Genomic DNA, 19,048 nt, shown 5'->3' with positions numbered 1-19,048 from the left:
GAGAGCTGTCGGATGTCGTAGTTGTCGAGAACGGCAGAAAAGTGGCAGCTGCCGCCTACCGACCCTTCATAGCCGTTCAGCCGCTGATTTTCGATCCTCAGGTGCGGACGGGCGGCTTTTCAAAATTCAGCCCCTTAACGTCGCGCGCGTGAGTGACCTCGCTCGGTGGCAATATTTTCAACTATCTGCCGTAGAAGTGTCCCGCACTGGCCCGTCCAGAATGCCGGCGGACAAAATCCGGCGCGCCGTCATCGATCCCACAAACATATCGATGGGCCGCCTCGGTCACGGCACGATTGCTATATGCCTCTGCGAGGGCCGTCCTGACGTTGTTCCAGTCAGAAGTCGATCAGGCGCGAACCCGCAATTGCTGCCGCAGGCGCTCATACAAAGTTAATTCCGCCTCGTGCGAGATTTCGACAACAATAGCGAAGCCTTGCTGGCCGACATCCCCTGACCATCCTCCCGCGCAGCGCACGACCAGATAGTAGGCGTCACCGTAACTGCTGACGTCTCGTGAGAAGGTAACGGACGCGCTTTGAAGGCTCGATTTTTCGCGCGCTGTAGATGACGGAGATAAGGTGCAATTGTTGCGGTTGGCCATTTCCGGGATCGGTCCCTCGGCCTGCGTGCGTTGCCGGTAATGCTCGAAAATCGTTTCCGGCTCGCACCCACGAACGAGCCGGAAGCTCATCGAGACACCATTATAGTCGAGCCGGCTGTGGCGCACAGGTGGATCGTAGGCCAGGCTTACGCGGATCGTTCGACGACCACGTTCTGTCTGGAATGGTCGCGGAATCGGTATCTGATAGACCGCAAAATGGTCGATCGTGAGTTCGTCCTCCGCGTAAAGGACAACACGATTGTCATCGGAATAGGAGGCAAGCTCGGCATCGACCATTCCGTAGCCGCACTGCGCGCGGGTCGGCACCTCGCCTAACAAGGCAAGACGATGTGCAGCCTCAGATGGCACTGTTGCGCTGCTGGCAAGAAGCGCGCGTACAAGGTTAGCCGAGGCATCGGGGAATCTTCCCAGTATCTGGCTGGCTTTATAGGCAACCAGCGGCGCGGCGTGCGACGTACCGGACCGGGTTGCGAAAAGACGATCCACCGGGCGATGGTGAAGCGAGAGGACACCGGCTTCCGGGCGGACCTCACCACCCTGAAGGAGGTTTGTCGTACCGTCGTAAATCAGTGTTCCACCGATATCCGTAAAATCAGGTTTGATGGCGCCTCTTGCGCCTGGCCCCGCGCGCGAGAAGGGGGACGGTTCGAGCCGCTCGGTGATGGGCCGAATTCCGACCGTCCCCGCAGCTGCGGCTGGAAGACCATTTCCGTGGGCGAGTGCGCCGACCGTCACAATGTTCATGCCGCCGGCGGGTTCGCAGAGTCGGTTGGCAGGCTCGGACAGGTAGGAAGGATATTCGGTCACAGCCTCCTCAACCCGCAAATGGCTGCGCGGATGCCGATTCCCGGCCGAAACGATGATGACTACATCGAGTTCACGCACCAGTTCATCGAGCGTTTGAGCCCACACGCCGACTTTCGTCCCCTCGATCAGTTTGGTGCGGTCGCCCAAGGAGATCACGAAAATGCGGCACCCAAACTCGTCATTTAGTCTGGTTATGGCCTCACGCATAAGGCGCGGGACCAATCGGCTGTTGGGAAAACGCCCGCGCTCATCCACGACCTTGGCGGAACAGAGCCGCGCATTTCGTACAAGTGCTTCATTGCCGAGCTGCGCCCGAAGATCGCCAAAGGTTGCAATGCCTCCAACGAACGTACCATGTCCCCAATCGTCGGCCGTCCCAAGCGTCGCCGGCACTCCGATAGCACCGGCGATGATGTCCTCGATCAACGGATGGTCGTTCACGCCACTGTCGATGATGCCGATCAGCGGGGCATCGGCGGCCAATTCTTCGACGGGAGGCAGTTCTCCAATCGCCAGATCGCCCGTGTCGCGCTCCATAAAATCCGGTTCGGGCGGGAAGTCGATTTCAGCAATTTCTTCGATTGCAAGAAGTGGACGCACCATTCGACCATCACCGCTCAGACGAACCATCGTGATGTTCGGGCCGATATGCCGATCCAGCTCTTCGGCACCAAGCGCTTCAGCATAGGCGACGATCTCGTCCAGCTTTCGCTCCCGCAGCTCACGCCGCCCGAGATCCCAGAGTTCGAGATCGACGATATACTGTGTGCCAGGCTGGAAATCTTCTGTCTCAACGAGGGCTGCTTCGCGTGCGCGAAGGCCAATGCGATCGCGCGGCGCTACTGCGGCGATCCCTTCGACGTTGGCGATGAAGCCCGCATAGGACGGATTGATTTGGTCGCCACGCACGCCTTGACCATAAGCTGTCATCTTGCGCCGGAAATCAGTCAGTTCATCATTGGAGGCGAACAGGATGAGTGACCGATCTTCGTCGCTCGAAAGCACGGTCAATCCGACCTTGGCCCACTCCTCCTCCAGCAATGGCCCGCTCATACTGACGCGAAGGATCAGCGCAGGGTTGACCGCATCCGGGCGTCGACGCTGCCGTTGGACTTCCACGGCTTGGTCGAGTTCTTCACCGAGTCTGCGGCTGTGGCCACCAGGCTCTCGCTGGGGCGGAGGTCCGCCGCCGCCTGTCTTTCGACGCGGCAGTCGCTCAGGCAGCCGTACCAGCTGCAAATGATCATAGCGGGCCATTTAGTAGAGGTCAGTCCGCCGCCATGCGTCTGGTTCGACGCTTCCGCCGCTGTTCATCGGCGACCGCAACTTTGAAATCGGATTCCCCGACCTGCTTCCGGCGATCGATAATCGCGCTCTTCATGGACTGAACACAGATCCGGTTCAGCTCCGCATAGGAATAGCCTTCAAGCTCCGAGAGATGATCCTCGGGATCGAAGGCAATTGCCACATTCTTGAACTTCATCTTGAGGAAGCGCGCAATCATGCGCGCATCGGGCCGGTCGAACCAGATAACTTCGTCGAACCGACGCCATATCGCTGCGTCGAGCGAATGATCGAGATTGGTCGCCGCGACGAGATAGCCTTTCGGCTGTATCCGATCGATGAAGATCAGCAGACTGTTGACGACGCGCCGCAGTTCGTTGTGCTCGCCACCCTCGTCGCGCGCGCGGGCGATCGCATCGAACTCATCGAAAAACAGAACCGAGGGCTGCTTGCGCGCAAATTCGAATATTTTGCGGACATTTGTCGCTGTCTCACCAAGGTAGGACGAGATCAGGCGATCGAGCTTGACCACATATAGGGGCAAGCCCAGTTCGGCTGCAAAAATCTCTGCGCAGAGCGTTTTCCCGCAGCCTGGCGGGCCGCAGAACAGCATCTTGGACCGAACGGAAAGGCCCCGTCGGCGAATTTCCTCGCCACGCCGAAACTCATCCATTAGCCCCAGGAAGATGCGGGTATTCTCCGCTGAGAGAACGATGTCCTGCTTGTTGTGGCTCGGCTCGACCAGCTCGATGAAATCGCCAGCGGCGTCCGGAAACGGAATGAGCGAGGCAAGCGCCTTCGGTCGGCTGGCCTTGGGAGGGGCAACCTCAAGCGAGCGCCGGAGCGAACGCGCAAGCACCTTGTTGTTCTTCGCTTCTTCTTCCGTGATGATTTGCTCGGCGACCGCCCGGAACTCCTCGTCCCGGCCGTAACTCGCCAGCAATCTTTTCATCAGCTCGCCGCGCGCCATGTTATCCTTGCCAGCAAATCGGTCCCGTAGAAGTACGATAGCGGGATCGGCAGATTTTGCCACCTGTTCGCGAAGGCAGCGAAGCATTTTTCGTCAGGCTGAGCACGCTAATCGTCGCGGTCAGGGAGAAGGAAGCGCCTCACGATCGGTATTCTATCCCCATAGCGAGGCAGGTTCAGCGAGTTCAATCACATAACCAATGGTCTCTTTGGCGTCGTTCGTAAGCGTGTGCCCCTCAAAAGCGTAGCTGAGCCCGTCTCCCAGCTCATGCACCTGCCGACCATGCGCAGGCAGCATCGTACCCTGCATCCCTTCTAATCTGACATAGACAGTGCCGTCGAACAGTCTCACCGTCCCGTGACGCTTGAAGCCATGACCACGCAGTCCTGTGGGGAATTTCCAGTCAAGTTCGGCGTGCGCAACCTGCTGACCGACCGATGGCGCCGGGACCTTGGGAATTCGCTGGAGCGTGGCCTTCGCGATGATCTGGTCAATCTGCTTGACGCTCGTGATCGTGATGGACTCGATCGCAAGGCCGCTGATGACAACCGCCTCAACCGCTTTGTGCGTGATTGCCCGGCGATAGGCCTTAAGCAGATCAGTGAAAAGACTATGGAATTCGGAGGGGTCGCTGGCGAACCCCAGATGAACGATCGAGGCCAAGTTCGTCATGAAGCCAGGCAGAACATCCGACCCCAGTTGCAGCAATCCAGCAACCTCGACGGCATCCTTCAGCCTTGCCCAGTAGCTGCCGGTGCCACTATCGACAATTACCAGATCGCGGGGCTGTTCACCGTTTGCGCGACACCACGCCCTGAACGCCTTGTTGTGAGCTTTCAACAGATCGGCGGCGATGTTTGCGCTTATTGTTCCACGGATCTCGATCAGCAAGCCGGGCTGCTTCCGAGCCTCTTCCAATGCGATCAGCGCCACCCATCGTCCCCTTTCGATGTCAAACGCTATGTCTGACGGTTCGCCACCGAAATGACAATCAGGATAAGGTCGGTCGCTCCGCCCGCCGGCTCCTCTTCTGTTATCCTCCTATTACGGGCGGATTCCGAAAAACTTCACATTCGCCAGATATCTCACAGGTAAACCGTGATGATTGAACATCTGTGACGCGACGAGACTCGTTCCGGACATAAGACCGGGGGACGGGGACCAGTAACGGCACAAGCCCCAAAAATCTTCCACTGCGGCAATTCTACGCAGCTGACATGGTGGTCTTTTAATCGGCATTCTACCGTCGGAAGGACGAAAACGGCTCACCATATCAGCAGCGCGCAGAAGCACCCAACAGTCGATCCGGCTTTCAGGCGCGAGCAGCCTCCAGCGCCTCACGAAAGTCCTCGACATCGTTATGCCAGGGCTTGTCAATTTCGGCGTAAAGGTGACGCAACCGAGCGAGATAGTCCGGGCCACCGCTTAGAATGCCGCCTTCCACAATCGATTTGACCAGCACTGCCCGCAGGATGTCGTGTCCCTTGCGCATGCGCGAGTCGCGTAATGGGCGTATGGCGACTTCAAGAAGTGTGCTCTTGAACGGTTCGCCGAGACGATCGGAAAGGACCACCTTCCGCATACAGATGCCGACCGCCAGAGCGGCGGACTTGGGAATATTGTCATTCTCATGGACGAGGGTTGCCAATTTCGGCGTATGATGATGGCCCTGCGGATCGACTACCGCCGCAAGCGCTATCCAGTCCGCCAGATTGTCCATGGCGATATACAGAAGCCGCGCGGCGCGAGTGGGATACTCCCCGAAGACCTCGCTCCCCGCCTCATCCTCGTAGATCTCCTCCAGCCGCTCCACGACATGGTGCGTATAGAAGAGCCACATGTGCCAAGGGACATTCTGACAGGCGGCGGCCTGCACCATGATGTCGAAGAAGCGCAACCCGACGAATACCGGATCGCGCCACCGTCCTTCGTCGTCCCAATGATGGTCGAAGGCTCGGTTGAGCGTCTCGACATAATCAGGCGCATTGTCCACTCGCAGGACTGCGATCATATGCTCTCCGATCGGCTGGTAGGCCTCGAGATTCTCGGCGACGCGCGCATCAGACAGCAGCGCATGAAGGAACCAGTTGCGCTCGGGGATCACGTAGCCGCATCGGTCGAGATTCTGATTGCTGCGGATCTCGTCGTAGAGCGCACTTCCCGGATGGGAAATCAGCCAGCCCAGCAATCGCGTTGAATAGTCACCGACCTTGTATGAGCGCAGGCCGAGGAGCCGGGCGCCGAATCGCGGACGATGCTCCGCGACCCAGTCCACGAAGGCGCGCCGGGAGAGAAGGGTCTGAAGGATGCCATCCGCCGCTTCGCGCATCTTCTCATCCGACGGAAGTAGCCGCGCGAACGCGCGTCCGGTTTTGTTCCTGAGTTCGGAGAAAAGGGGCGGCCGATCTCGCGGTTGCTCCTCTTCCAGACCGATCAGGACGGGGTCGAGCGGCGGCCGCTGCTTGGCACCTGTGAGGCGGGCACGTCGAACCTGATAGGGGAGCTCACCCGCCGCACAGTCATCCGCCAGTCCGACCGAATCGTTGGCGAGATCGACGATGTCGCCATAGCGCCCTGTTTCTGCAAATCGGTCGATCAAACTCCTCAATGCCGGGAGCGACCCGACTTTCGGTCGCGGTCGCAACCAAGCATAAGCCAGAACTCCGAGCCAGAGGAATACAACCAAAAAGGCTGCTTGCTGTGGCGTGACCGGGCCATCCTTCGAAAGGGTCGGACAATAGAGTGATGTCCATTTCGGGCAAGGCATTGCCATGAGGTCGAAAAACTCGAAATACAGAACCGATAGGGTGAATATCGTCGACCACAGGATCAGTGTGGTCCGGGCCATCGACAATTGCAGCCGCGTCACCGGAGATACGATTGCCAGCGCCGCAGCGATGAGGCCAAGAAAGGTGATGAAGCCGTCTAATGTCATATTGGAGGCGTAGCATCACAGCGCGCGGAGCAGCCATATCTTTCGCCGGATATGCATTCTGGATGGCCACCGCGCGCCAGCCCACTCAACCACGATCTGCCGGAAAATAGAGCTGTACCCTCACGCAGGTCGGCAAGTGGCCGCCATGTTTGATGTCGATTTTGTGATAGGATCTGCCCAGCTGTTTATTACCATCATTACGTTGATGATCGGCGTGAGGCGCATTTCGATCAAGAGACGGTTGGCCAGCCATATGCTGGTAACGTCCGCTTCCTTAAATTCTCAATTTGAAGCGGACAGACGCGAATGTCCCAATCCTCGCCGTCGAGGTGCTTAGCAGGCGGGCCAACGATTTACCTCGCACCGTCCGCGCCGCATCGCGCCGCGACCTCGCCCACGGCTGCCCGGTAATGTCGACATACCCGCTCCTCGCGCATCCCAAAACGCAGTGATACTTCCGCCACGCTCATTTTTCGCCCGACGACTAGAATGAGTATACGACGGGTCAGCGGCTCCATTTTGGCGACGACTTGCCTGATCCGCGCAGCTTCCTCGCCGCCGCCCACGCCGATCGGCCCAGCCATCATCTGCAGGTCAACAGTATCGAGATAGCGGTCGATCCGGGCGCAGCAACGGTCATCGTCCGCCAAGTTTTGAACGCACAAAATCAATTTCGCCAATGCGTGGCGCAGGACAGGTAGCAAGGTCACAGCAGGACACTCCGCATATCGGGTTCAGTCCCCAACCCGTTCCCCCTTCCCTCCCAAGGACCCGCGAAAATACTGTTTCTCGTGCGCGAGGGATCAGCGCGTTCTACCTACCCCTTTCCCCCTCGGCACTTCCCCGCTTCAAACCTTGCCCTCACCGCTGCGACAGCGATCACCGCCCGTAGGGCCGGGATCGGCGCAGCCGAGCCCGGTCGGCGCGGCGGCACGCCGTGCCGACAAGAGCGCGATGCCCGCGCAGCGGGCAGTCGCCCACCCCTTCCTTCAGCTGCTAATCCGCTTCGTAAAAACGTCATAATGGGCTTCTTAGGGGGTTGCGCTGCCCCGCCAATCCGGCAAGGTAGCCTCGCTTCCGCTGAAAGCGCGGAAGCGGGGCGTGGAAACCTCTTTCTTGCAGCTCGGTCACAGTTTCACTGGGGCCGGGTGGCATGCGCGCATGTCCAGCCGGCAACGGTAAAGGCGCATGCGCCTGCCGCAAGACAGGTTTCCAACATCCGGCTTTGGCCGTCGCCCCGAGTGGACATAGGTGCGACGAATGAGCCAGGGCAGAAGCGAGGATCGCCTGCGCGATCCGGTCATAATCAGAGATTCCGGCAGGTTCAGCTTCCCGGAATTCTACACAAGGGAGAAGCCCCGCCTCATGCGCTTCTTCACGCGCCAGCTTGGCAATCAGGCCGATGCCGACGAACTTGCCCAGGAGAGCTTCACTCGTTTCGTGCGCGCAGCGCCCGCACAAGCGCTTGCCAGCCCACAGGCTTATCTCACGCGCATCGCGACGAACCTGCTGCGCGATTTCGTCGAGCGCGGATCCACCCTGTTGTCGAAACGCACCAAGCCGCTCGACGATGGCCTGTATGCAATTGCCCCATCCGACACCCATCGCGAGTTGCAGGCAAAGCAGGATCTGGCGCGCTGGAAGCTGATCCTCAACCAACTTCCGCCACAAACGCTAGATATCTTCCTGCGCAATCGGGTCGAAGGGCAGACCTATGTCGCGATTGCAGCAGAGCTCGATCTTCCGCTCTGGGTCGTGCAGAAACAGATGGTCAAAGCCATTCGCCATGTTACCGCCTATCGCGAGGCGAATGATGACTGACCTGCCTGCCGATCATGATCCCCACGAAGGATCGCGCGATGCCCATGAATGGGCCATGCTGATCATGGCCGACGCGGACGATGTGCCAGATCCCAGGAATCTCGACAGGCTAGGTCCACATCAGCGTGCGTTTGACGTGTGGATCGCCGAAAACCCTTCCGGTAAGCTCGCCTATCTGCGCGTGGTAGACACCGTGCAGCAGGCAAGCCAAGCCGCGGCCCAAACGCATTTGCACAGGCCTCTCCTGCGCCAGACGCGAAAAGTGGACAGCCGCCAACCGCAGCGTCTCCTCGCCGCGTCAATCGCACTTTGCTTTATTGCGGCAACGGCTCTGCTTTGGCGTTCAACCGATGGGCCTCCCTCGCTGATCGGGCAGAGCGAGGCGCGCACGCCGCTGGAGACACGGGTCGGCGAGGTGCGCACGGAGCGCCTTGAAGATGGCAGCTCTATCTTATTGGATACCGACACGTTGGTTCTGATCGGATATACTGCTGAGCGCCGCACGATCGAACTCAAGCGTGGACGTGCCCGCTTCACCGTTGCCAGCCAGACGGCAAGGCCCTTTATGGTACATGGGCGCGGCATTGAGGTGACGGCAGGCGTCGGCCAGTTCGACATGACGATCCGTGAGGGCACGCGCGTTCATGCCATCGAAGGCGAGGTCAATGTCACACTACCCCGCACTTTCTCTCGCGAGCGGCCCAAAGCCCTTACATTGCATTCCGGCCAGCTATTGACGCTCAAGGCTGGACAAATCCCGAATTTTTCCGTCAATTCTGCCAAACCGTCAGAGCAGCAATGGGTGAGCGGCGTGAAGAGCTATGATTATGTCCCGATCAGCGACGTCATCGCCGAAGCAAACAGCTATAGCGAGACCAAGATCTTTCTGGCCCAGCCGACCCTGGGCGCGCGCGAGATTTTCGCTGACATCGAAATCCGCAATATTGAGCGCGTTGCCCAAGCCTTGAGCGGCTTTCTCAACCTCAAGATCGAACGAACCCAGAAAGACATATTGCTGCTCACCGCCGAAAAATAATGACGCATTGCAGCTTTAGATAGGCACGCGCCCGTCTTCCGTTCTGAGCCTCAATAAGAGGCCCTGCGGAACAAGGGGGCAAGTTTCATGCGTATCGGTAAAATTGGGCTTCTCAGCGGCGTTGCACTTTCCATGTGCATTCTGGTTCCCCAGATCCATGCCCAGGAAGCACCCAAAAGCTACGATCTGCCTGAGCAGGATCTTGGCGATGCGCTGCGCGCCATAGCCAGGATGAGCGATTATCAACTCGTTGCCGACGGCCGGTCGCTCAAGGGTCGTCGCGCCCCGTCTCTCGCCGGGACCTACACGCTCGAAGACGCTGTAGCCGCCCTCCTCGCGCCTTCGGGCCTCACCGCTGACATCAGGGAGCGCACCATCACCCTGCGGGGGCGAGAAGCGCCGTCGCGCGAGGCGGTAACCAGCGCGACGGACATCGAACTGTCGGTCACCGGATCCCGCATTCGCGGCGCGAAGCCAACATCTCCGGTAATATCGGCCAGCCGCGAAAGAATCGTCGAGCTCGGCCATAGCGACCTTGGATCATTCGCACGGAGCATCCCGCAAAATTATAATGGCGGCCAGAACCCCGGCGTGGTGTCCGCTCGGCAGAATGGTTCGGAAAATGTCACATCGTCGTCCGCCCTTAACCTCAGAGGACTGGGCGCAGACGCTACGCTCACTTTGCTCAACGGACATCGGCTTGCCTATGACGCGGTGAGCCAGGGCATCGACATATCGGCTATCCCGCTGGCCGCAGTCGAGCGGGTCGAAATTGTCGCTGACGGCGCATCGGCACTTTATGGTTCCGATGCGGTCGGCGGCGTCGCCAACATCATCCTCCGCCGCGATTTCGACGGCCTGGAAACCAGCGCGAGAATTGGCGGCGCTACCGATGGCGGGGCGTTTCAGCAGCAATATAGCGGGGTGACCGGTCGCCGATGGAATAGCGGCGGCATCATGATCGCCGGTGATTTCGCCAAGGCGACCGACGTCTCTGCCGGCCAGCGTTCCTACACACATGGCGCCGTGAACCCTGAAATGACCATATTTCCGTCAAACAAGCAATTGAGCGCTGTAGTTGCAGGCCATCAATCCTTGGGCGACGTTATGGAGTTCGGGCTCGATGCCCATTATATCCGCCGTAAATCCAGTTTCTCACTGCCCAATGGCAGCGGCACCAATATTCAGTCCGGCGCCACCGCCTCCCCGGATGTCGAGAGCTGGTCCATCAGCCCGTCCCTCACCTTCCACCTGCCTGCCGACTGGGAAATGACCGCCCGCTTCACGCGCGCTATCAGCGATAGCGGGGTCAAGGCGGAAGTCTTCTCAGGCAACAGCCGGTTGTTCGTCAACGATGTGCGCTACCAGAATGATCTTTGGTCAGCAGAGTTCAGCAGTGAAGGCCCTCTCATTTCCTTACCAGGTGGCGACGCACGTGTCGCGCTGGGGGCCGGACTGCGTGCCAATGGCCTGGATGGCTCGATCTTCAGAACGACGTCCGCTGTAACCTTTGCCATCCAAAATTATACAGACTCGCAGACCGCTCTATTCGCTTATGGCGAGATGTTTCTACCGCTTATCGCTGGCGCAAATGCATTGCCACTCATTCACGCGCTACAGATCACCGGCGCGTTGCGATATGAACGCTATGACAAGATGGGCAGCCTTGCGACACCCAAGCTTGGCATTGCCTATCAGCCGATCGCCGATCTGACGCTCAAGGCCGCGTGGGGGAAATCGTTCAAGGCGCCGACGCTCAGCCAATTGAATATTGCTCCGCAGGCGACGCTGTACGCTTCAAGCCGATACCTGCCAGCGCCCCCAACCAACGAAAATGTTCTGCAGATCGACGGAAGTCGAAAGGCGCTGGAGGCTGAAAAGGCCAGGACCCTTACATTCACCGTCCAGTTGGAGCCTTCATCGATAGCGGGTCTGAAACTCGAGGCCAGTTTCTTCGACGTCCGCTACAAAAACCGCGTAACCTATCCCATAGCGTCCAGTTCGCAGGCATTCAGGGACGAATATGCCGACCTCATCATTCTCAATCCGACCCTCGATCAGGTATTGGCGGCAACTGCCAGCCTGCCGCTCGGCGTTCAAAATCTAAGTGGCACCGCTTATGATCCTGCAAACCTTGCTGCGATCGTCTACACCGGATATCAGAATGTCGCCCGTCAACATATTCAGGGGGTGGATAGTTCGATCGCCTATGCCTTCTTTTCCGGCAGCAGCGATTTCAAGCTTGAAGCCAATGCCAGCTACCTCAAAAGCGATCAGCAGCTAAGCGCGGGACAACCCGTCTTCGAACAGGCCGGCACCATATTCCGACCACCGCACTGGCGCGGGAGCGCGAGCGCCAGCTGGAAGCGCGGCGAGATAAGCATAGCGATCGCCTATAATTATCTTGGCGGCACCAAAGACAGCCGAACCAGCACGACCTACCGGGTCAAAGCCTTTCATTCGGCTGACGCCACCATTGGTTGGAAGCCTCAAGGTAGCGGCCTCTGGGCTGGTTGGTCATTCCTACTTGCGAGCCAGAACATCTTGAATCGGAAGCCGTCGCTTATTCGCACGACAAGCGTCGCCCTGCCCAATTATGATGCGACAAATTATCCCGCGATCGGGCGCACCATCAGTCTTACCCTTTCCAAGGCCTGGTAATGCTCATCTCCCTCGCGATGAGCCTTGCTGGCGCAGCTACGGCCGCCCTGCCGGTCGTAGCTGCGGATCTGGATTGCGCGAAGATGTTAGAGGTTCGCCGGCCGGCGGGAGCCCCTCGCCCAATAGAGGCCACCGATCTCATCGAGACCCTGGATATCGGCTCCAATGGCGGGATGGAAAGCGATCCTGTTTTTACCCTTTCGCCCGATCGATCACGCCTCGCTGTGGCCGTGCGAAGGGCCGACGGGAGGTCCAACAGCTATTGCTCGGGCATCTATATCGTCAGCCAGGATGGGCAAGCATCGCTGATCGACGCGGGACCCGGCGTCGCCTTCTGGCGCTATGATAATTTCTTTGGCACACGAGGATTTCCTACTGGCGTCACCAAGGTCATCACGCCTCTTTGGTCTTCAAACGGAGAAAATCTGGCTTTCCTGAAGCTCGTCAAGGATCGGTTGCAATTGTGGCGTTGGGATGTGGGGGGCCATAGTCGCCCCGTCGCAGCGCCAGAAGATGACATTGTCGATTTTCGCTTCGGGGCCGACGGCAAAAGCCTTGTGTACAAGCAGCGCGCGGATGGTCCGCCGACGGAAGAGTTGAACCAGGAAGCGCTGCGGGGCTACCGGCTCGATGAGCGCTTCTTTCCATTCGCGTCGCGCGCGCCCTTTCCGCGCGGTGGTGCTGCCTATCGTTTTTATAGAGTGGATCTGGACGGCAGCGCTCGCGGGCCAGCAAGTGAGGCGGAGATCGCCGCCTTCGCCAACGATCGATCCGCGGCTCTGCGCAACGGCGCGATAATGGTCGATGTCAAGGCGGATGCCGAGGGCATGAGCCGGATCCATATGCTGATCGGGACGGCGGAGCAGTTTTGTCGCAGCGCCAGCTGCACCGACATCGAAGGTCAGCCATGGGTCACGCAGGCCGGACATATCCGGTTCGTGAGGCGAGAAGGATGGGGCCGAAGCCTCACTGCCATTTACGAATGGAAGGGCGGCGACACCGATCCTGCCCGCCTTTTCCAGACGAGCGACCTGCTCATGGGATGCGTACCCATCGACGATGATGTCCTGTGCGTGCGCGAAAACGCGACCCGGCCCCGATATATAGACAGGATCAGTCTGCAGGACGGCAAGAGCAGGCCCATCTTCGAGCCCAATCCCGATCATGCAAAGATCATCCGCGGTAGAGTTGAGCGGCTGCAATGGATCAACGCGATGGGAATCCCCAGCTTTGGCGACCTCGTCTATCCACCGACATTCCAGCCGGGCCGCCGCTATCCGCTGATTATCACCCAATATGAAAGTAGGGGTTTTCTGCGCGGGGGCACGGGCGATGAATTCCCCATCCAGCTTTTCGCAAAGGCAGGCTATCTGGTCCTCAACATCGAGCGCCCCCAATCGCCCGTCTCCGCCAAGCATCTTGCCCCACTTGAACGGCAGAGGCGCGAAAATGCCGACTTTTTCGCACGACGCAATATTCTGTCGACCATAGAGACCAAGGTCTTGGAACTGATAGACGCAGGCCTGGTCGATCCGGACAGGATCGGGATCACTGGGCTGAGTGACGGCTCGACAACGACGCAATTTGCGGCGCTGCACAGCCAAATGTTCAAGGCTGCATCGATTAGCGGCTGCTGCTGGGAGCCCTCCCAGACCTGGCTTCTGGGTGCCGCCATCCAGCAACATTATCAAAGCATAGGCTGGCCCGCTTCGCCAGAAGCCGGTTCAGCCATCTGGTCACAAATGTCGCTTTCCCGCAATGCCAGCCGCGTTGCTTTCCCCATTCTCATGCAAGTGGCTGATGGTGAGCTTTACCCCACGCTGGAAGCCGTACGCGCGCTGCGCGCTGCCAATAGTCCGGTTGATGTCTATATCTTCCCGGACGAACTCCATATCAAGCGCCAGCCCAGCCACCGTCTGAACATCTATCGCCGCAATCTACGATGGTTCGATTTCTGGCTGATGGACAAGACGCCCGCCGATGGCATCGAGCGTGAGGAAGCGTCGCGCTGGGCACAGATGAGGAGAGATTGGAAACAAGGCGCGATAGATTTGCCGACATAGGATTAGATGCTCAGCGCGCTACATAGCCGCTACATCATCCGCGCCAATGTTCGATCCAGGCTTCCATGTCGAGCAGAGCCGATAGGCGCATATAGCTCAGCTCTAAGCCGGAATCGGATACCAATGCTGCGGCTAGAGTGTCGGCATCAACCATGCCCCGCGCGACCAGCTCGCCGTCCATCAGGCGGTCGCGGACTTCCTTCCTTTTGCTGCGGAGAAGAGCGATTGCAAAACTGCTTGGGCTGCCCTTGCGCCGCCGGTCCCGGATGATCGGCGGCAATTCATCATGATAGGCCTTGCGTGCGACGGCGCGGTCACGGCCGCCCTCGACCATGTGCCAGCCTGGTATTGCAAGCGCCAGTTCAACAATGGGCTGGGAGATGAGCGGATTTATGAGCGGCATGTCGAAGGCGCGCAGATAGCCCTCGATGTGATTCTGGATGCGCAGCAGAAAAGCGACATGCCCTACCTTGCCTGCGCGCGCGCCATCCTGCTCTTCAAGCCACGGATGGGATAGGGGCCGGGACATTATATCTTGCCGGGCCTCACGCGTCATGAATTGAAGATTATACTGCCAGGCATAGGGGCGTTTTAGCTGTCGATATTGACGCACGGCCTGCCACAAGACCGTCCATGCCGATATCTCCAATTTTCCGGCAATATCATACAATGTTCGCAAGGCGTCGGCACCAAGGCCTCGTGCTCTTATGCAATCCAGCAGCGGGCGCAGCGAATTGCTGTTGTAAAAGACATTGTCTCCACCACTGCCGGTGTAGATCGCATCGGCTTCCGCCACCCCTGCCACACGCATCGCCGCGGCGTGAAAAGCGGTTTCATGGATCAGGCCAATCGGCTTGGGAAAATGTCTCGCAGTCGAAATGGACAGATCGATGTCAGCCAGATCATAGTCCTCCTCTATCAGCGAAGCACCGACAGCGCTGGCCATAGCATGGGCATAGTCCCGTTCATTCCCAAGCCCATCGCCGGTGCTGATCGTGACACAGCTGAAGGGCCGTTTGCTCGTTCCCAAAGCCGAAGCGACAATTGAGGAATCAAGGCCACCCGACAGGGTCAAAAGCGCAGAGCCTGTCGTTGACGCCCATGATGCAACGCAATGATCCACAGTCCGCTTTAGGCGCTCCTCCATCGCCGCCGCGCCAGGCCGCTCTACCGGCGATATATGGTCCCAAGGTGACCAGAAGCTCGTTACACTGTTCCGCCCGTCCGCAAGACGCTCACAGGTTCCCGGCAAAATTTCCCGAACATGTTGGATCGCCGTCGTAGCAGCAGGCAAATCTTTTGCAGCGAGATAACGCGGTATTTCATCCCACGCGATTGTCGGCTTCAAAAGACCGGCGGACACGAGGAGAGATATGTCGGACGCCGCTGCCCAGCCACCCGATAGCGGGATAATATAGCAGGGCATCGCGCCGGAGGGATCCCGCATCATTGTGAAACTGCCGCCATCGGCAAGCAGGGCGACATATCCACCCCAGCAGCGGTCACGCAGCGAACCTATAGGATCAGATTGCGCCAAAGGCTCGATCCATGGTGGATCATCAGGCGCTATTCTGCGGGCAGGCCCATATTTTGCAAACAGGGTGCCAAGGATATATCCCCTGCCACCCGGGACGATCAGAACATCCTCGATCGACCGGACAAGGATCGCGAGCCCTTGTTGCTGGATGGCGTGACGCAGGCCGGTCGCGCTCCGCGCTCGCTGGATCAGCCCGTCGAGCGCAACCTGCGCCGAACTCGAAAATATGAGAAACTGACGCAGCATCAGACGCAAAAAATTGGCTGGAAGGGTCGGATATTCTCAAGTCGGTCATTGAGGACGGTATCGCCGGACTGCACCCAGCAATGCGCAGAGAAAGGTTGGGCACTTACGCCCATCACCAATGTCGCGGCCATGCCAGATGCACGGACCATATCGACATAGGCGATCGAGCTTGAGAGGCAATGGCGATGCCGGGGGCGCAATGGCGCAGTCGCAGCAAATGCCTGGCTCAAAGCAATGAAATCCTCCGCGCGGTTGGCGGTAGTGGCCGGACTGCGCGTCCCAAGTCGGTTGATAATCACCTCGAAACTGGACAGGCGCAGCCACACAATTGCACGAAGCTGGCAGAGGATACTTCTCATCGCATAGCGGACAAAGAGCGATGACGGTTTGAAACAGATATCCCTGGTTGCCCTATCGATAGCAGCCGGGCGGATTGGCGCGCAGGTGCCATCGCAGCGGATGAGAATGCGCGCGCGCTCCAGCTCCGCGAGTTCGGGCACCGGCTTTTCATCCTGCGAGAATTTTTGAAAGGCGCTGTCCCATTCCGGTTTGAGCGCGAAATAGCGGTCGCCGGGCACATCGAAGAATATCGTGCGGCCGTCGGACACGCAAAAATGAAGACCGTCGCGAAGCCTGTAAGCCATGCTCGCACCTATTGCTGAGTGGCGAGAAGAAAGGCGCGCATCGCCAGGGATGCGCGCCTTTCCACGATCAGTCGTCGGCAATGCCCATTTGCCGGATTTCGGTGCCCAGACTGTCGGCGTTGCCGACGCCGGCACCCTTTGTCTCCACCGAGGCAGCGCCCAGATCGACGACCAGTTCGTCATGTTCGATGATGTTCGTCATGTTCATCTCCATCACAAAGCCGCACTATTTGCGGCGTCCATAATGGTAGGCGGCAGATGACATATATCCGATCTTATATGCTCCCATTCTGAGAGCTTATAAGCTTGATCCGTCAATCGACTCACAGTCGTTTAGTCTCCGGCTTGTTAAGCCGTTCATCTAGCGCTGTTGCTAAATCCTCACTCCTCTGGTGGCAGCCAATGAAATCTCATCAGCGTGTAACAGACGTCGACGGTGATATTGCCACATCGCGACACGCGTCGCATTTCTGTTGCCCGAACGGGTGACATTCCAGAGGGTCGCGAGTTCTTCACCCTGCCGCCCGATCCCCCCCTCATGGAGCCGCAAGATGGCGAGTCGCTCTCCCGCCTGGATGATGGCGTCGAGATGCTCGCCATTGGGTGAACAGCCTGCCAGCAACGCGAAGAACTCGGCCGCAGCGTCGGCGATGGCAGCACCATCGGCGCTCTTGCTGACAAGGGCAACCGGCGGAGCGCCAATTTCCTCGAAACGGATCATCACCTTCACGATCAGGCGAACGATGTCGGCATGCCAACTATAGAGATGGAAGGCGCTGCGCCTGCTAAGCATCGGAATCGCGAAGCCCCCACCGCCCTGCATGTCGACAAGTCGCTCGCCGACCAGCCGGTTCAAAGCATCGCGGACTGGGGAAATACTGGTCCCGAACCTCTCGGCAAGGGTGTGGGCGACCAATGGCAGGCCCGGCTGAAACTTGCCTGCCATGATCAGCTGCTTAATCTCCCTGTGAACCCGGGCGGCCGTATAGGCGTCAGGCGCCATGGCGCCACCTATGCTGCAGAGCCTGAGTCTAGCGGACCATTTTGCCCACCACCCGTCGGGCGGAGAAAGGTCCTCAGGCTCAGGCCAGATATGAATTCTATGCAGCGGGCTTCGAGCTCATACATGTCATCGAGGAAAAAATGGCGTGGAAAGTGCATATGATGCTCCAGAAACAGCATGGGAATGAGGAGATGCGCCGCCGAAAGGCCAAGGGCGTGCGTGCAGGCGACATGATCGTCGAAACGGGACTTCGGGTTGCCCGCCTCGATTTCGCGCAGCCAGCGCACGCCGATCCCGACATCGGCGGCAAGTTGCTGTTGGGTTATACGATGGCGCCTGCGCCGTTCTTCAATGCGGCGACCAGAGATCGACTTGACCTCGGCCAGTATCGACGCCCCCTCTTCAAAGGCGCCACCTTGAGATGAGATCATCAGGTCCTCCCTGATCGCGTCTCAAAGCGTCCATGCACGTTCCAACGGCCACAGATTCGCGTGGATGACGCAATGCGTCAAATATATTCGTTTCCATTTTGAGACTATCGGTTCCCCCATAGCACCGTCGCGCTCGGGATAGGCAGACATGGCGGTCCAGTGCCGCAATTGTCCTGATCGGATCAGATTTCTCGCTGTCGGTCGACCCTGCTATTTCTTTTCGATGCGCGCCTGCACGCGCTGCCAGGCATTGGCAAGCTCATGATCTTCGCAGCTTTCCATCAGCGCGATCGCCAGATTGTGCAATGCCCCTGCAGAGAGACGGACACCGATCAAATCCGATTCCTCGAGCCGATTGAGAATGGCGCCCGTCGCGTCATTGATCGCAGCCGTTGTCCCGACGAAGTGCTCGCATTTGCCTGCCAGACGCTTGAGCGATGGCATTGCCAGCTCTGCTACGAGCGCGTCGGTTTCCACCTTTTCCATGAGCATCACAGCAACGCCCAGGGTTGCGCCATAGGGAATGAAGCTCCTGGCGATCCGGGCGAGACGGTGGTGCTGGGCAAGGAAAAGGTCTGTCCCCTCTTCCGACAAGCGCAGCCGGTACGTCCGCGAACGATGCCCTGTCATGCCTCAAGCCCTTTGCGATTCGGGTGGATGACCCCCTGATCAAGACGACCGAGCATGAATTTGAAGTCGCTCACCTCCAATTTTTTCTCAAGGTTGCCCAAAAAGCGGCACTGAGATGCCGATTTCGGCACTTCAGTGCCGCTTTCGGCATCTCAGTGCCCTCCCCATTGCGACCCTTAAAAAGCTGACGCAACTGATGGCCATCGCGATGCGGACGACGAATTTCAGGCTGCTGCGGCAGAGAAATGCCCAAGCCTGACCGTCATCTTGCGTCGCACCGAAGGGCTGAAAGCCTTCGCAACAGGAGACCTATATGAGACTGGCAATTGGGCCTGCCGTTGCGGCAGGGATGGTA

General features: G+C 58.8%; 15 protein-coding genes. 4 read left to right on the top strand and 11 right to left on the bottom strand.

Going from position 1 to position 19,048, the window contains the following annotated elements; genetic code table 11:
- Positions 1-349 precede the first annotated feature (349 nt).
- The 5 genes from SPBM01_RS13195 to SPBM01_RS13175 all read right to left on the bottom strand — a co-directional run bounded on the left by SPBM01_RS13195 (position 350) and on the right by SPBM01_RS13175 (position 7,301).
- Positions 350-2,689: a S8 family peptidase gene (locus SPBM01_RS13195; RefSeq protein ID WP_223177697.1), complete on the bottom strand. Its 2,340-nt coding sequence runs from the start codon at positions 2,687-2,689 to the stop codon at positions 350-352.
- 10 nt (positions 2,690-2,699) lie between these two features.
- Entirely contained in the window at positions 2,700-3,686 is a 987-nt protein-coding gene (locus SPBM01_RS13190) for an AAA family ATPase (protein WP_169573999.1), read from the bottom strand.
- A gap of 153 nt (positions 3,687-3,839) precedes the next feature.
- On the bottom strand, positions 3,840-4,619 hold the full coding sequence (locus SPBM01_RS13185) for a hypothetical protein (protein WP_169573998.1): 780 nt from the start codon (positions 4,617-4,619) through the stop codon (positions 3,840-3,842).
- A 379-nt stretch (positions 4,620-4,998) separates the two neighbouring features.
- Positions 4,999-6,621 carry a hypothetical protein gene (locus SPBM01_RS13180; protein WP_188062238.1) on the bottom strand — a complete coding sequence of 541 codons (1,623 nt, stop codon included), beginning with the start codon at positions 6,619-6,621 and terminating at the stop codon, positions 4,999-5,001.
- A 353-nt stretch (positions 6,622-6,974) separates the two neighbouring features.
- Positions 6,975-7,301: a hypothetical protein gene (locus SPBM01_RS13175; RefSeq protein WP_223177696.1), complete on the bottom strand. Its 327-nt coding sequence runs from the start codon at positions 7,299-7,301 to the stop codon at positions 6,975-6,977.
- A 580-nt stretch (positions 7,302-7,881) separates the two neighbouring features.
- Here SPBM01_RS13175 and SPBM01_RS13170 point away from each other — a divergent pair.
- The 4 genes from SPBM01_RS13170 (at position 7,882) to SPBM01_RS13155 (ending at position 14,202) form a co-directional block, all read left to right on the top strand.
- Complete coding sequence (locus SPBM01_RS13170) at positions 7,882-8,442, top strand: RNA polymerase sigma factor (protein WP_188062236.1); 561 nt, start codon at positions 7,882-7,884, stop codon at positions 8,440-8,442.
- Entirely contained in the window at positions 8,432-9,478 is a 1,047-nt protein-coding gene (locus SPBM01_RS13165; RefSeq protein ID WP_188062235.1) for a FecR family protein, read from the top strand. Before SPBM01_RS13170 ends, SPBM01_RS13165 begins: the two co-directional genes overlap by 11 nt.
- A gap of 87 nt (positions 9,479-9,565) precedes the next feature.
- Positions 9,566-12,139 (top strand): TonB-dependent receptor, encoded by a 2,574-nt coding sequence (locus SPBM01_RS13160; protein ID WP_188062234.1) that lies wholly within the window; start codon positions 9,566-9,568, stop codon positions 12,137-12,139.
- A complete protein-coding gene (locus tag SPBM01_RS13155) occupies positions 12,139-14,202 on the top strand; it encodes an Atxe2 family lasso peptide isopeptidase (RefSeq protein ID WP_188062233.1) in 2,064 nt (687 codons plus the stop codon). The genes SPBM01_RS13160 and SPBM01_RS13155 overlap by 1 nt, the downstream gene beginning before the upstream one ends.
- A 34-nt stretch (positions 14,203-14,236) precedes the next feature.
- On the opposite strand, the gene SPBM01_RS13150 is transcribed toward SPBM01_RS13155, so the two are convergent.
- The 6 genes from SPBM01_RS13150 to SPBM01_RS13125 all read right to left on the bottom strand — a co-directional run bounded on the left by SPBM01_RS13150 (position 14,237) and on the right by SPBM01_RS13125 (position 18,693).
- The gene (locus tag SPBM01_RS13150) at positions 14,237-15,985 is read right to left on the bottom strand and encodes an asparagine synthase C-terminal domain-containing protein (protein WP_262504441.1); all 1,749 of its coding nucleotides are present in this window, start codon (positions 15,983-15,985) and stop codon (positions 14,237-14,239) included.
- A complete protein-coding gene (locus SPBM01_RS13145) occupies positions 15,985-16,629 on the bottom strand; it encodes a lasso peptide biosynthesis B2 protein (RefSeq protein WP_223177695.1) in 645 nt (214 codons plus the stop codon). Before SPBM01_RS13145 ends, SPBM01_RS13150 begins: the two co-directional genes overlap by 1 nt.
- Before the next feature lie 67 nt (positions 16,630-16,696).
- The gene (locus SPBM01_RS13140) at positions 16,697-16,831 is read right to left on the bottom strand and encodes a benenodin family lasso peptide (protein WP_119748366.1); all 135 of its coding nucleotides are present in this window, start codon (positions 16,829-16,831) and stop codon (positions 16,697-16,699) included.
- 171 nt (positions 16,832-17,002) lie between these two features.
- Positions 17,003-17,632, bottom strand: a complete 630-nt coding sequence (locus SPBM01_RS13135; RefSeq protein ID WP_188062230.1) for a GntR family transcriptional regulator — start codon at positions 17,630-17,632, stop codon at positions 17,003-17,005.
- Between the two features lie 8 nt (positions 17,633-17,640).
- Positions 17,641-18,063 (bottom strand): helix-turn-helix domain-containing protein, encoded by a 423-nt coding sequence (locus tag SPBM01_RS13130; protein ID WP_188062229.1) that lies wholly within the window; start codon positions 18,061-18,063, stop codon positions 17,641-17,643.
- Between the two features lie 210 nt (positions 18,064-18,273).
- The gene (locus SPBM01_RS13125) at positions 18,274-18,693 is read right to left on the bottom strand and encodes a hypothetical protein (protein WP_188062228.1); all 420 of its coding nucleotides are present in this window, start codon (positions 18,691-18,693) and stop codon (positions 18,274-18,276) included.
- Positions 18,694-19,048 lie beyond the last annotated feature (355 nt).

This window comes from Sphingobium sp. KCTC 72723 (assembly GCF_014280435.1).
Classification (GTDB): Bacteria; Pseudomonadota; Alphaproteobacteria; order Sphingomonadales; family Sphingomonadaceae; genus Sphingobium.
Note: the sequence above shows the minus strand (reverse complement) of the source record. Positions and strands in the feature narration are given on the sequence as shown.

What these genes read in the sequence shown, in the direction of transcription:
- SPBM01_RS13195 (WP_223177697.1), bottom strand. Translation starts at nt 2,689, where the DNA reads ATGGCCCGCTATGATCATTTGCAGCTGGTACGGCTGCCTGAGCGACTG.
- SPBM01_RS13190 (WP_169573999.1), bottom strand. Translation starts at nt 3,686, where the DNA reads ATGGCGCGCGGCGAGCTGATGAAAAGATTGCTGGCGAGTTACGGCCGG.
- SPBM01_RS13180 (WP_188062238.1), bottom strand. Translation starts at nt 6,621, where the DNA reads ATGACATTAGACGGCTTCATCACCTTTCTTGGCCTCATCGCTGCGGCG.
- SPBM01_RS13170 (WP_188062236.1), top strand. Translation starts at nt 7,882, where the DNA reads ATGAGCCAGGGCAGAAGCGAGGATCGCCTGCGCGATCCGGTCATAATC.
- SPBM01_RS13165 (WP_188062235.1), top strand. Translation starts at nt 8,432, where the DNA reads ATGATGACTGACCTGCCTGCCGATCATGATCCCCACGAAGGATCGCGC.
- SPBM01_RS13160 (WP_188062234.1), top strand. Translation starts at nt 9,566, where the DNA reads ATGCGTATCGGTAAAATTGGGCTTCTCAGCGGCGTTGCACTTTCCATG.
- SPBM01_RS13155 (WP_188062233.1), top strand. Translation starts at nt 12,139, where the DNA reads ATGCTCATCTCCCTCGCGATGAGCCTTGCTGGCGCAGCTACGGCCGCC.
- SPBM01_RS13150 (WP_262504441.1), bottom strand. Translation starts at nt 15,985, where the DNA reads ATGCTGCGTCAGTTTCTCATATTTTCGAGTTCGGCGCAGGTTGCGCTC.
- SPBM01_RS13145 (WP_223177695.1), bottom strand. Translation starts at nt 16,629, where the DNA reads ATGGCTTACAGGCTTCGCGACGGTCTTCATTTTTGCGTGTCCGACGGC.
- SPBM01_RS13140 (WP_119748366.1), bottom strand. Translation starts at nt 16,831, where the DNA reads ATGACGAACATCATCGAACATGACGAACTGGTCGTCGATCTGGGCGCT.
- SPBM01_RS13135 (WP_188062230.1), bottom strand. Translation starts at nt 17,632, where the DNA reads ATGGCGCCTGACGCCTATACGGCCGCCCGGGTTCACAGGGAGATTAAG.
- SPBM01_RS13130 (WP_188062229.1), bottom strand. Translation starts at nt 18,063, where the DNA reads ATGATCTCATCTCAAGGTGGCGCCTTTGAAGAGGGGGCGTCGATACTG.
- SPBM01_RS13125 (WP_188062228.1), bottom strand. Translation starts at nt 18,693, where the DNA reads ATGACAGGGCATCGTTCGCGGACGTACCGGCTGCGCTTGTCGGAAGAG.